The sequence below is a fragment of the Sellimonas intestinalis genome (assembly GCF_001280875.1).
Lineage (GTDB): Bacteria > Bacillota > Clostridia > Lachnospirales > Lachnospiraceae > Sellimonas > Sellimonas intestinalis.
Map to the genome: position 1 here is coordinate 316,145 of NZ_LGAJ01000007.1, position 13,104 is coordinate 329,248.

13 protein-coding genes and 1 tRNA gene are annotated in these 13,104 nt (G+C 49.1%); 10 read left to right on the plus strand and 4 right to left on the minus strand.

The window, feature by feature from the left end:
• Window positions 1-152: 152 nt before the first annotated feature.
• The 4 genes from AOA56_RS08970 to AOA56_RS08985 all read right to left on the minus strand — a co-directional run bounded on the left by AOA56_RS08970 (window position 153) and on the right by AOA56_RS08985 (window position 3,508).
• A tRNA-Leu gene (locus AOA56_RS08970) sits at window positions 153-236 on the minus strand.
• Between the two features lie 159 nt (window positions 237-395).
• Window positions 396-2,495, minus strand: a complete 2,100-nt coding sequence (locus AOA56_RS08975) for a heavy metal translocating P-type ATPase (protein ID WP_024733593.1) — start codon at window positions 2,493-2,495, stop codon at window positions 396-398.
• 2 nt (window positions 2,496-2,497) lie between these two features.
• Window positions 2,498-2,746 (minus strand): DUF1294 domain-containing protein, encoded by a 249-nt coding sequence (locus AOA56_RS08980; protein WP_034594937.1) that lies wholly within the window; start codon window positions 2,744-2,746, stop codon window positions 2,498-2,500.
• Between the two features lie 105 nt (window positions 2,747-2,851).
• Window positions 2,852-3,508: a TMEM164 family acyltransferase gene (locus tag AOA56_RS08985; RefSeq protein WP_024733591.1), complete on the minus strand. Its 657-nt coding sequence runs from the start codon at window positions 3,506-3,508 to the stop codon at window positions 2,852-2,854.
• Window positions 3,509-3,837: 329 nt separating this feature from the next.
• On the opposite strand from AOA56_RS08985, the gene AOA56_RS08990 reads away from it, so the two are divergent.
• The 10 genes from AOA56_RS08990 to AOA56_RS09035 all read left to right on the plus strand — a co-directional run bounded on the left by AOA56_RS08990 (window position 3,838) and on the right by AOA56_RS09035 (window position 13,104).
• Entirely contained in the window at window positions 3,838-4,815 is a 978-nt protein-coding gene (locus AOA56_RS08990) for a beta-ketoacyl-ACP synthase III (RefSeq protein WP_053769478.1), read from the plus strand.
• A gap of 69 nt (window positions 4,816-4,884) precedes the next feature.
• Window positions 4,885-5,103, plus strand: coding sequence for an acyl carrier protein (acpP, locus tag AOA56_RS08995; protein ID WP_024733589.1), 219 nt, complete (start codon window positions 4,885-4,887; stop codon window positions 5,101-5,103).
• A 106-nt stretch (window positions 5,104-5,209) separates the two neighbouring features.
• Entirely contained in the window at window positions 5,210-6,148 is a 939-nt protein-coding gene (fabK, locus tag AOA56_RS09000) for an enoyl-[acyl-carrier-protein] reductase FabK (protein ID WP_024733588.1), read from the plus strand.
• Window positions 6,141-7,061, plus strand: coding sequence for an ACP S-malonyltransferase (gene fabD / locus AOA56_RS09005; protein ID WP_024733587.1), 921 nt, complete (start codon window positions 6,141-6,143; stop codon window positions 7,059-7,061). The genes fabK and fabD overlap by 8 nt, the downstream gene beginning before the upstream one ends.
• Before the next feature lie 52 nt (window positions 7,062-7,113).
• The gene (fabG, locus tag AOA56_RS09010) at window positions 7,114-7,848 is read left to right on the plus strand and encodes a 3-oxoacyl-[acyl-carrier-protein] reductase (protein ID WP_024733586.1); all 735 of its coding nucleotides are present in this window, start codon (window positions 7,114-7,116) and stop codon (window positions 7,846-7,848) included.
• Window positions 7,849-7,870: 22 nt separating this feature from the next.
• Window positions 7,871-9,109, plus strand: a complete 1,239-nt coding sequence (fabF, locus tag AOA56_RS09015; protein ID WP_024733585.1) for a beta-ketoacyl-ACP synthase II — start codon at window positions 7,871-7,873, stop codon at window positions 9,107-9,109.
• Between the two features lie 12 nt (window positions 9,110-9,121).
• Window positions 9,122-9,565, plus strand: a complete 444-nt coding sequence (gene accB, locus AOA56_RS09020) for an acetyl-CoA carboxylase biotin carboxyl carrier protein (protein WP_024733584.1) — start codon at window positions 9,122-9,124, stop codon at window positions 9,563-9,565.
• Between the two features lie 15 nt (window positions 9,566-9,580).
• Entirely contained in the window at window positions 9,581-10,009 is a 429-nt protein-coding gene (gene fabZ, locus AOA56_RS09025) for a 3-hydroxyacyl-ACP dehydratase FabZ (RefSeq protein ID WP_024733583.1), read from the plus strand.
• Between the two features lie 35 nt (window positions 10,010-10,044).
• Complete coding sequence (locus tag AOA56_RS09030) at window positions 10,045-11,379, plus strand: acetyl-CoA carboxylase biotin carboxylase subunit (RefSeq protein WP_024733582.1); 1,335 nt, start codon at window positions 10,045-10,047, stop codon at window positions 11,377-11,379.
• Window positions 11,380-11,391: 12 nt separating this feature from the next.
• The gene (locus tag AOA56_RS09035) at window positions 11,392-13,104 is read left to right on the plus strand and encodes an acetyl-CoA carboxylase carboxyl transferase subunit (protein ID WP_051411930.1); all 1,713 of its coding nucleotides are present in this window, start codon (window positions 11,392-11,394) and stop codon (window positions 13,102-13,104) included.

The window sequence follows — 13,104 nt, forward strand, 5'->3', positions numbered from 1 at the left end:
GTTTGATTCATTTGTCTGAGGACAGGGGTAACTGAAATCCCAAAAGACATATTCCAAGATTACAGGTGGCCACCAAGGATCCGGGTAGGCTTGGATTCTAATCTTCCCTCAACACAAAAAAAGGAACGATGATAATCGTTCCTTTTCATCTATGCGGATAGCAGGACTTGAACCTGTACCCCCTCGCGAGGACTAGAACCTGAATCTAGCGCGTCTGCCTATTCCGCCATATCCGCTTGACAAAAGATACTATATCATATAATTGTTTTTTTTGCAAATACTTTTTACAGAATTAATCAATTTTTTTCAAATGGTTATTTTTTACTTTATTCTGCGCCTGCTCGGGGCAAAATGCGTTGCCCCGAGTATAGCGCATTGTAGTTACGTATCTGTTATTATTCCCTTTCCGGTTCGTTTGGCAGAAATGGCTTCATACTGTAAATACTGACTGCCATGGTAGACAGATTATGTAAGAGGGCGGAGGAGGCAGGACCCAAAAGTCCCAGGATTCCTCCGGCGATCAGACTGGTGTTAAAGCCCAGAATGAACCGGTAGTTTTGGTGAATCCGGCTCATCAGCGCCATACTGAGTCGCCGCAAAATGACGAGACGGTGGAGATCTTTGGAGAGCAGGGCGATGTCCGCGACTTCCCTGGCGATATCTGATCCGTCTTTCATGGCCACGGAAGCATCCGCAGCGGAAAGTGCCGGTGAATCGTTGATTCCATCACCTGTCATAACGACGGTGTGTCCTTTTGCTTTCAGCTCCTGAATAATAGAAGCTTTATCCTCCGGAAGTACTTGAGAGCGATATTCCGTAATCCCCAGGAGGCGGCAGGCGGCAATGGCGGCATGTTCGCTGTCCCCGGTCAACATCATCACATGGCGGATCCCAAGGTCTTTTAGCGCTTGAATGACTTCTCTCGCTTCCGGGCGTACCGGATCTTCTATGCAGATGATTCCTGCAAGCTTGTTTCCGATGGCGAGAAAGATCGTGGAGTAGCCGTTCGTCTCGGTATCGATGATCTTTTGCTCGGATTCGCTGAGAGGAATCTGCTCATCGTCAAAGACAAAATGCGCGCTCCCGATTAGAACCTGTTCCCCGTAGAGTGTGGAAGCGATGCCATGGGCTACCACATATTTTACTTCAGCATGTTCTTCACGGTGAGCAAGATGTTCAAGTTCGGCCTGCCGGACGATAGCCTTTGCCATGCTATGAGGGAAGTGCTCTTCCAGACAGGCGGCAATGCGCAGGATCTCCTGACGCTCGTATCCTTCCATCGGAATGACTTTGGCTACCTGCGGACAGGCATCTGTGAGAGTGCCGGTCTTGTCAAAGACAATGGTATCCGTACGAGAGAATGTTTCTAAAAACTTCCCTCCTTTTACCATCATATTGTGGTTCGCCGCCTCATGCATCGCAGAGATCACGCAGATCGGGGTAGAAAGCTTCAAGGCACAGGAATAATCCACCATTAGGACGGAGGAGGCTTTGACCGGGTTTCTTGTGACGGCTAAAGTCACAAGAGAGCTCAGAAGGCTGAATGGAACGATCCGATCCGCCAGCCGCTCCGCATGGGACTGTACGCTGGCTTTGAGTGTCTCGGAGGTGTCAATCATGGAGGCGATTTTTGTAAGCCTCGTATCGTTGACCAGTGTCCGTACCCGGATACAGAGGGTTCCCTCCTCTACAACTGTTCCGGCATAGACGCTGCTGTCCACCGATCGCAGAACGGCCAGAGGCTCGCCTGTCATGGAAGATTCATTGACCATGGCTTCTCCGTTTGTCACTTCTCCGTCCAGAGGAATTACGGAGCCGCTACGGACACAGATCTCATCCCCCGGCTGGATGGTGGAGATCGGGACAGATTTTTCCTGCCCGTCTTTTACAAGCCAGACACGGTCGATGTTCAGCGCCAGACTCTGGGAAAGGGCAAGCCGTGTCTTCTTTCTCGTGTAGTCCTCCAAAAGTTCAGAAACTCCAAGGAGCATCATAATAGAAGCAGCCGTGGAGTAGGACCGCTGTATAAGAGAGGTACCAATGGAGGCGGCGTCCAGGACTGCCACATTGAGATGCCCGTCCAGAAGAGCTTCCAAGCCATCTTTGATGTAGCGTGCTGCCCGAAACAGAATCAGGGCAGTCCGTACAGGAGCCGGAAACAGAAGTTTTCTTAGAAAATGTCGTCCCACATGTGCGATGAGCTGATCCTGAAATTCATTGGAGGCTTCACGAAGCTTAACACTATCGTCAGGCTTCCCTTTTGGAAGCGTAGGAAGAGTACAGATGTGATCCAGTGTCATCAGGATTTTTCTGCGCCCACTTTTCGGATAGTAGATGAGGACACTGCCGTTGATCGGGAAAGTTTCTGCCTGGATGGCGTCTGCCTTTTGCGTGAGAAGGGCGGCGATGCCATAGCCCTCCTCACGGTTAAAAGAATTTGGACCGAAGCGTACTCGAACCCGTCCCGGCCGGTCGTGAATGATCTGGTAGTTCATCCTTATGCCTCGTCACAGGATTCGGCGCCGTTTGCCTCCTGTTTTGCGTCGTAGCAGATATCCTGTGCCTCTTCTTTCATATTCTGAAGCGTTACTTTTGCGTCTTGCTGTAATTTCATACCTTTTGCCAGTCCTTTGACACATATGGTACGTGTTTTCTCGCTTCTTGCCAGTTTCATGCTTGCAAAGGCAGCTACGGCTCCGCCAAGAAAACAAAGTGTTTTTTCATTTTTTAACCAGTTACAAATCATTTGTATCTCCTTCTTTCCTTAAAATATAGTACAGTTAGCAATATCTAACTATACATAAGTTAGCATCAACTAATTATAAAGTCAATAAAAAAGAGGAAGAGTTTCCTATTTTTTCCGGGTTCTGATAAGGAAGAGATACTGCCAGAACAGGTGGAGCAGAGCCCCTCCCAGAAGAATGACCGCAAGATAACAGAGAATCCGCAGAGGATTCGGAAGGGCGGCCGTCAAATCTGAAATAATGATCTGTGACATTGGATAGTAAGGGCTGATATAAAAGAGGTCGATGGTATGAATGCGCCCAATAATGAGATTGAGTATGGTAGCCGCGCCGCAAAGGGCGGCAAAGAGCACTGCCATCAGACGGAATCCTCTCCACGTGTAGTCGGAAATTCCTGAAAAACCGCAGATGATCCCAATGGTGATGAGTAGGATATGCCACAGATAAGAGTGACAGGTGAGAAACGGGAGAGGATAGTGCATTCCGCTTGTGTCAAGAAATGCGCCGATTCCACTGAGCAGGCCAATATCCATCAAGAAGGTACAAAAAATCCTTTTGACGTGGGAGGCATGGAACACAGGAAACAATAAAAGGAGGTACATCGGGACGGAGCAAAGCTGGAACGGAAAATACCACCAGTTGTAATGACCGCCGCCAAGGACGAATGTGAGTGTCCACTGTTTCCAGATTTCGCTTGCACCCATGAAAAGTCCTGTACAAAACAGAAAACGTTCTAATCGTTCCAGCCCCCGTATATTTCGCATGATCGTTGTCCTCCTGTTTGATTTTACCATTTTAGTATGAATTTATTTTACCACAAATATGTAACGATTCAGCCATACAGCTCAGATTTGCGGCTTACGCCGCTTTTCCGCTGCTAACGCAGCTAAATCTTCGCTTATGGCTAAACGCCATATGTCCGGAAACAATAGGCCTTTTGCAAGCAAGCTTGCTGCAGGCTCTATTATTTTCCGGCCGTATGGCTGAATAGTTACAAAAATATGTAAAAACAGGCTTGACAATTTTGAATCAGTGCAATATAGTTTGAATATCAAAGTATTTGAAGTTCAAAATAAAGGTTTGGAGAAAACAGATGATAGGAAAAATATGTGGGACGGGGTCGTATATCCCGCCTAAAATTTTGAGCAATGACGATCTCTCTGAGATAGTAGAGACCAGCGACGAGTGGATTCGGGAGCGGACCGGCGTCAGAAACCGCCATATTGCCGGGGAGGAAACGTCGTCTTTTATGGCGTCTGAAGCGGCAAAGCGGGCGGTGGAGAATGCGGGCATCAGCCCGGAAGAGATTGACCTGATTCTTGTCGCTTCCTCTTCCCCGGATGTGATCTTTCCGAGCGTGGCCTGCGAAGTGCAGAAGGCGATCGGGGCGGTTCATGCTTCAGGATACGATATGCAGGCGGCTTGTACCGGATTTGTCTTTGCGTATCAGACTGCACAGGCATATATTGAGGCGGGGTTTTATAAAACGATTCTGTTGATCGGAAGTGAAGCTCTTTCTACGATGGTAGACTGGACGGACCGGGGCACCTGTATTCTGTTTGGAGACGGCGCCGGCGCCGCCATTTTATGTGCGGCCGAAGGAAAGACGTATCCTCCGGCGGCGCATATGGATGGTAGAAAAGGGGAGGCCCTTGTTTGCAGAAGCCGGTTTTCGGACCGTTTCCTGGAGAAATACCAAAATACCGGGAAGGTTCCTGGAGATACCTATATCAGTATGGACGGGCGGGGCGTATTTCAGTTTGCGGTGAAAAGCGTGCCGCAGGTTGTGACGGAAGTCCTGGAAAAGGCATTACTTACAACGGATGACATCGACTGGTTTATTCTGCATCAGGCCAATCAAAGAATTGTGGAGTCTGTCGCAAAAAGGCTGAAGACAGATATTGAGAGATTTCCGATGAACCTGCAGGAGTACGGGAACACCTCCTCCGCAAGTATCCCGATTCTTTTAGATGAAATGAACCGGGACGGAAGACTGAAAAGAGGACAGAAGATCATCATAGCCGGATTCGGCGCTGGTCTTGCATGGGGCGCGTCCATCCTCGAATGGTAAATGGTAATTCCCGGCATGGGCCGGATTACATAGAAACATAAAAAAGAAAAGTAAAAGGAGATTATTACCATGTTAGAAAAAGTAAAAGAAATCGTAGCAGAAAATCTTGGAGCAGATATCAACACATTGACAGAGGAGACTTCTTTCAAGGATGATCTTGGAGCGGATTCCCTGGATCTTTTTGAGATGGTTATGGCTCTGGAAGAAGAGTACGGCAAAGAAATCCCGACAGAAGATCTGGAAAAGCTTACAACAATCGGAGAAGTTGTTGAGTATCTGAACAAATAATAAGAAACAGGACGTATTCTGCATGGCCATCCGTTTTGCCGCTGTTTTTGCCGGGAGAGCGGATGGCAGAAATATATTGCTGTAAAATGAAGGAAGGGATTTTAGAATGAAGACAGAAATTACAGAAATCCTTGGGATTGAATATCCGATCATCCAGGGAGGAATGGCCTGGGTGGCTGAACATAAACTTGCGGCGGCAGTATCGAATGCCGGCGGACTTGGCCTGATCGGCGCGGCCAGCGCTCCGGCAGACTGGGTAAGAGACCAGGTCAGAAAAGCGAAAGAACTGACTGACAAACCGTTTGGTGTCAACATTATGCTGATGAGTCCGTATGCGGATGAGGTAGCGAAGGTCATCGTGGAAGAAGGAGTAAAGGTTGTAACAACAGGTGCCGGAAGCCCGGAAAAGTATATGAAAATGTGGAAAGAAGCGGGCGTAAAAGTGATTCCTGTTGTGGCAAGCGTGGCTCTGGCAAAGAGAATGGAACGCTGTGGGGCCGACGCCCTGGTGGCAGAAGGCACCGAAGCCGGTGGACATATCGGTGAGAATACGACGATGGTACTCGTGCCTCAGGTGGTGGACGCGGTCCATATTCCGGTGATTGCCGCCGGCGGAATTGCGGACGGACGTGGAGTCGCGGCAGCTTTCATGCTGGGAGCAAGAGGCGTACAGCTTGGAACCGGATTTGTTGTTACGGCGGAATCCCAGGTTCACGACAATTATAAAAACAGTATCATCAAAGCAAAAGATATTGACTCCCGTGTTACAGGACGTTCGACAGGGCATCCGGTGCGTGTGCTGAGAAATCAAATGGCGAAGGAATATATCAAGAAAGAGCAGGAAGGAGCTTCTTTTGAAGAGCTCGAACAGATGACGCTTGGCGGTTTAAGAAGAGCGGTCGTAGACGGAGACGTTGTGACAGGAAGTGTGATGGCAGGACAGAGTGCGGCCATGTTCAAGGAAGTCCTTACCTGTAAGGAATTCATCGAGAAGCTTGTGAAAGAGACAGACGCACTGATTAAAGGAGCGGGATTCTATGAGTAAAATCGCATTTATTTATCCGGGCCAGGGAGCGCAGAAAGCCGGTATGGGTCAGGATTTTTATGAAAACAGCAAAAGCGCGAAAGCGGTCTTTGACAAGGCGTCTGATATTCTCGGCCTGGATATGAACGCACTGTGTTTTGAAGAAAATGATAAACTGGATCTGACAGAATATACCCAGGCGGCGCTTGTGACGACCTGTCTTGCCATGACAAAGGTGGTAAGAGAAAAAGGTATCCATCCGGATGTGACAGCAGGATTAAGTCTTGGAGAGTACTGCGCGATCGCTGAGGCGAAAGCGATGTCAGAAGAAGACGCGATCCGCACAGTCCGCAAGAGAGGAATCCTCATGCAGAATACCGTACCGGCAGGCGAGGGAGCTATGGCGGCGGTACTTGGCATGGAAGCGGAGGTGATTGAGAACGTGATCGCACCGATCGAGGGCGTGACCATCGCAAATTACAACTGTCCGGGACAGATTGTGATCACCGGAGTGACTGCCGGGGTAGAACAGGCAGCAGAAGAGCTGAAAACAGCGGGAGCAAAGAGACTTGTGATGCTCAACGTCAGCGGCCCGTTCCATTCTCCCCTTCTGAAGCCAGCCGGGGAAGAGCTGTTAAAGGAGCTGGAAAATGTAGAAATAGGGAAGCTTGAGATTCCGTATGTAACAAACGTGACTGCGGAATATGTGGAGAACGAAGACGAGATCAAAGAACTTCTCGGAAAACAAGTATCCTCTTCCGTAAGATGGGAGCAGAGCATCCGCAAAATGATCGAGGAAGGTGTGGACACCTTTGTTGAGATTGGACCGGGTAAGACGTTGGCAGGATTTATGAGAAAGATCAGCCGTGACGTTTCCATGTACAACATTGGTACATGGGAAGATGTGGACAAAGTGGCAGAGGCGCTGAAATAGGCTCAGATCCGGGAAGGATCTGAAATATGGAGATACATAAGGAGTATGGAGTATGACAGAGCAGAAAGTAGCAGTAGTGACAGGAGCATCAAGAGGCATTGGGAAGGCAATCGCGATGGAGCTTGCAAGAACGGGAGCGCTTGTGATTGTCAACTACAACGGCTCCAGGGAAAAAGCGGAGGAAGTAAAAGCACAGATCGAAGCAGAAGGAAATCAGGCTGAGATCAGACAGTGTAATGTCGCTGATTTTAAGTCCTGTGAGGACATGTTCCAGGAAATCATTTCCGCCCACGGACGGGTGGATATCCTGGTAAATAACGCGGGAATCACAAGGGACGGACTTTTGATGAAGATGAGCGAAGAAGACTTTGATGCTGTTGTAGACACGAACCTGAAAGGAGCGTTCAACTGTATCCGGTTTGCTTCCCGACAGATGTTAAAGCAAAGAAGCGGACGGATCATCAGTCTTTCCTCTGTCGTAGGGGTGTATGGAAATGCGGGACAGGCGAACTATGCGGCATCCAAGGCAGGCATTATCGGGCTTACAAAGGCATGTGCAAAAGAGCTTGCTTCCCGTCATATCACGGTCAATGCCATCGCGCCGGGATTTATTGAGACAGAAATGACGGAAGTATTGTCGGAGAAAGTAAAAGAAGCAGCGAAAGCGCAGATTCCGTTCGGTACATTCGGACAGCCGGAAGACATTGCCAAGACAGCAGCCTTCCTGGCATCGGATGACGCGCGGTATATCACCGGACAGGTCATCTGTGTAGACGGCGGAATGTAAAAAGCGAAGAAGGAGACGAAATATGAAAAGAAGAGTAGTTGTAACAGGATTGGGAGCTATTACTCCGATTGGAAACAGCGTACCGGAATTCTGGGAAGGAATCAAAACGGGCAAGGTAGGGATCGGTGAAATCACCAAATTTGATACTTCTGACTATAAAGTAAAGATTGCGGCTGAGGTCAAGGATTTTGAGCCAAAGAACTATATGGATTTCAAGGCAGCCAAGAGAATGGAACCATTTTCCCAGTATGCGGTCGCGGCGGCTATGGAGGCAAGCAAGGATGCGGGAATCGACATGGAACAGGAAGATCCGTTTCGTGTAGGCGTTATCGTAGGCTCCGGAATCGGAAGTCTGCAGACGGTGGAAAGAGAATACACGAAGATCGTGGAGAAAGGGCCGAACCGGGTTCATCCGTTGATGGTACCGCTGATGATCTCCAATATGGCGGCCGGAAATGTTTCGATTCAGCTTGGAGCAAGAGGAAAATGTACCAATGTCGTGACAGCGTGCGCTTCCGGCACCCACTGTATTGGAGACGCGTTCCGCGCGATCCAGTACGGGGATGCGGAAGTGATGTTCGCGGGCGGTACGGAGAGTGCGATCTGCCCGACCGGAGTAGCAGGATTCACGGCGCTGACAGCTCTTACGACGTCCACTGATCCGATGAAAGCATCTATTCCATTTGACAAAGACAGAAATGGGTTTGTCCTGGGAGAGGGAGCCGGAATCGTGGTACTGGAGGAACTGGAACATGCGAAAGCAAGAGGAGCAAAGATCTATGCGGAGGTTGTAGGATATGGAGCAACCGGAGACGCATACCACATTACCTCTCCAATTGAGGATGGAAGCGGAGCGGCTCGCGCGATGACAGACGCCATGAATGAGGCAGGAGCAAAACCGGAAGAGATCACCTACATCAACGCACATGGAACGAGTACCCACCACAACGACCTTTTTGAGACAATCGCTATCAAGTCCGCTCTCGGAGAGGCTGCAAAAGATGTTGTTGTCAATTCCACCAAGTCCATGATCGGGCATCTTCTTGGAGCGGCAGGCGGAGTAGAGTTTGTGACGATTGTAAAATCTGTGGAGGAAGGATTCATTCACCAGACGATGGGAACAGAACATGTTGACGAGGAATGTGATCTGAACTATGCAGTCGGTGCTCCGGTGAAGAAAGAAGTACAGTATGCTATGAGCAATTCTCTGGGATTCGGCGGACACAACGCAACCCTTTTGATTAAAAAATACGAAGAATAGGAGAATGTAAAAATGGAACTGGAACAGCTTTTAACACTGATTCAAACAGTTTCGGATTCGAAGCTTACAGAATTCAAATATGAGACAGAAACACTTTGCGTCAAGATGGGAAAAGAAAGTAGTGTGAAAGTCGTAACTGCTGACCCACAGATGATGGCAGCAGTTCCGGCGGCTTCCGCGGTAGCGGAAGCTCCGGATACAGAAGAGGAGAAAGCACAGGAAGGAAAGATTGTGGCATCCCCTCTTGTAGGTACGTTCTATGCAGCTCCGTCCGAGGACGCTGCTCCGTATGTACAGGTCGGAGATGCTGTAAAGAAAGGCCAGGTTCTTGCCATTGTGGAGGCAATGAAGCTGATGAATGAGATTGAAAGCGAATACGACGGAATCGTTGAGGAGATTTTGGTGGAAAATGCCCAGGGCGTAGAGTACGGCCAGCCGTTATTCCGCATCAGATAATAGAGGAGAAACAATATGAAACATCTGGGAATCAAAGAGATAGAGGAAATTTTACCGCACCGTCACCCGTTTTTGTTGGTAGACTATATCGAGGATTATGAACCGGGTGAGTATGCGACAGGGTATAAATGTGTAACTTTCCGGGAGGACTTTTTTCGCGGTCACTTCCCACAGGAGCCGGTGATGCCGGGGGTTCTGACGATCGAGGCACTGGCTCAGGTCGGTGCGGTAGCGATTTTAAGCAAAGAAGAGAATAAAGGCAGGATCGCGTATTTTGGCGGCATTAACAAGTGCAAGTTTAAAGGAAAAATTGTTCCGGGAGATAAAGTGAAACTGGAGACAAAGATTATCAAACAGAAAGGACCGCTGGGAGTCGGTGAAGCGATTGCGAGTGTAGACGGAAAAGTGGTTGTAAGTGCGGAACTCACCTTCATGGTCGGATAGGCACGAAAAAGACAAAAATGAGGTCGGAGGCAGATATGATGAAAAAGGTTTTGATTGCAAACAGGGGCGAGATCGCTGTACGGATTATCCGTGCGTGCCGGGAGATGGGCATCGAAACGGTTGCGGTATATTCAGAAGCGGACAAAGAAGCACTGCACACACAACTTGCGGATGAGGCAGTCTGTATTGGTCCCGCACCATCGGCAGAGAGCTATCTGAGCATGGATAAAATTTTGAGCGCGACGATGATTACCGGGGCAGATGCCATTCATCCGGGATTTGGATTTCTCTCCGAGAACAGCAGATTTGCAGAGCTTTGTGAGAAGTGCAACATTACATTCATCGGGCCTGGGGCAGAAGTGATCGAAAAGCTTGGTAATAAGTCCGAGGCGAGAAATACAATGATATCTGCCGGTGTTCCGGTCATTCCGGGAAGTACGGAGCCGGTATTTGATGAAGAGACGGGAGTAAAAGAAGCGGACCGGATCGGATATCCTGTCATTGTAAAGGCAGCTCTTGGCGGCGGCGGAAAAGGAATGCGTGTGGCGAAGACCAGGGAGGAGTTTGCTCAGGCGTTTTCGACAGCTCAGAAGGAGGCCAAAGCAGCTTTTGGGGACGATATGATGTATATCGAGCACTTTGTAGAGCACCCGAGACACATTGAATTCCAGATTCTGGCGGATCGTTATGGAAATGTCATCCACCTGGGGGAGAGAGACTGTTCCATTCAGAGAAACCATCAGAAGATGATCGAGGAGTCCCCGTCGGCAGCCCTTGGTGATGAACTGAGAAACAAGATGGGGGAGGCGGCCGTCAAGGCAGCCAAAGCCGCACATTATGAAAATGCGGGAACGATCGAGTTTTTGCTTGAAAAGAACGGGAATTTCTATTTTATGGAGATGAATACAAGAATCCAGGTGGAACATCCTGTAACCGAGTGGGTGACGGGAATCGACTTGATTAAGGAGCAAATCCGCATTGCGTCCGGCGAGAAAATAAAAATCCACCAAGATGAGGTAAAGCTGACCGGACATGCGATCGAGTGCAGGATCAATGCGGAGAACCCGGCAAAGAACTTCCGCCCGTCACCAGGGAAGATCACGGACATCTACCTTCCGGGTGGAAAAGGAGTGCGGATTGACTCTGCGATTTACAGTGGATATACAGTACCGCCGTATTATGATTCCATGTTGGCGAAGCTGATTGTCCATGCGAAGACGAGACGGGAAGCCATCAATAAGATGAAGAGTGCTTTGGGGGAGGTCATCATTGAAGGGATCGACACGAACATCGATTATCTGTATGAGCTGATTAATCATCCGGATTATCAGAGCGGAAATGTCGATATCGAGTTTATCGAGCGTTTGTAGGGGTGAAAAAACATGAAATTATCCAATATGTTCAAAAAGACAGATCGAAAAAATTATATTACGATCCATACGTCAGAGAAAAAGGGCAAACCGGAAGTTCCAGAAGGACTGCTGAAAAAGTGTAATGCCTGCAAGGCAGCCATTGTGACGGAGGACGTTCAGAACAACGATTATATCTGTCCGAAATGCCACAACTATTTCCGGGTTCATGCCAGAAGAAGGGTGGAGATGATCGCGGACGAGGGGAGCTTTGAAGAGTGGGATGCTGACCTGATTGCAGGGAATCCGCTCAGTTTTCCGGGCTACGAGGAGAAGATCCAGTCACTTCAGGAAAAGACCAATCTGAAGGAAGCGGTTGTGACAGGGAAAGCAAGGATCGATGGACAGGACGTTGTGATCGGCGTGTGTGACGGCAGGTTTATGATGGCGAGCATGGGCTGGGCAGTCGGGGAGAAGATCGCCCGGGCTGTGGAGCGTGCCACAAAAGAGCGGCTTCCTGTGATTCTCTTTGCCTGCTCCGGGGGAGCAAGAATGCAGGAAGGGATTGTCTCTCTGATGCAGATGGCAAAGACGTCAGCAGCGTTAAAGAAACACAGCGACGCAGGACTTTTATATATTTCTGTATTGACGAATCCGACCACAGGCGGTGTGACGGCAAGTTTTGGAATGCTTGGCGATATTACCCTTGCGGAACCAAAAGCGTTAATCGGATTTGCGGGGCCACGAGTCATCGAGCAGACCATCGGACAGAAGCTTCCGGAAGGATTCCAGAAATCCGAGTTCCTGTTGGAGCATGGATTCATCGACCGGATTGTGGAGAGGGAAGAGATGAAAGACGTTCTTTCTTCTATCCTCAGTATGCATCAGACAGGTACGGGAGTGGAAAGCTGGAAGCAGGAAGTCTGCCGGGAAACAGAGGAGGAAAAGCGTGCCCCGTATAAGGGACTGACTTCCTGGGAGAGAGTTCAGATTTCCAGAAAGAAAGAGCGTCCTGTGGGGAGTGATTATATCCGCACGATGTTTACGGATTTCATCGAGTTTCATGGAGATCGTTATTTTAAAGACGATAAAGCCATCGTGGGCGGGATCGCGAAATTCCATGGAATTCCGGTAACGGTCATCGCTCAGGAAAAAGGAACGTCCACCAAGGACAATATTTTACATAACTTTGGGATGCCGTCTCCGGACGGATACCGGAAAGCACTCCGGCTTATGAAGCAGGCGGAGAAATTCCACCGTCCGGTGATCTGCTTTGTAGATACGCCGGGGGCGTTCTGCGGTCTGGAAGCAGAAGAACGGGGGCAGGGGGAGGCCATCGCGAGAAATATCTATGAGATGTCCGGCTTGAAGACTCCGGTAATATCCATTGTCATTGGAGAAGGCGGGAGCGGCGGAGCACTTGCTATGGCGACAGCCGACGAAGTCTGGATGCTTGAGAATTCCATTTATTCCATTTTGTCGCCGGAAGGCTTTGCTTCCATCCTCTGGAAGGACAGCAAACGAGCTAAGGAGGCGGCCGGAGTGATGAAGCTGACGGCGAACCACTTAAAGAGTATGGAGATTGTAGAACAGGTCATTGCAGAACCGGAAGATTTTACAACGGCAAACCTGCATGAAGTGACAGACAGACTGGATAAGAATCTGAAGAAATTTATATGCGAGTACATGGAGATGGATACAAGCGCTCTGGTAGAAAAAAGATATCAGAGATTCCGTCGGATGTAA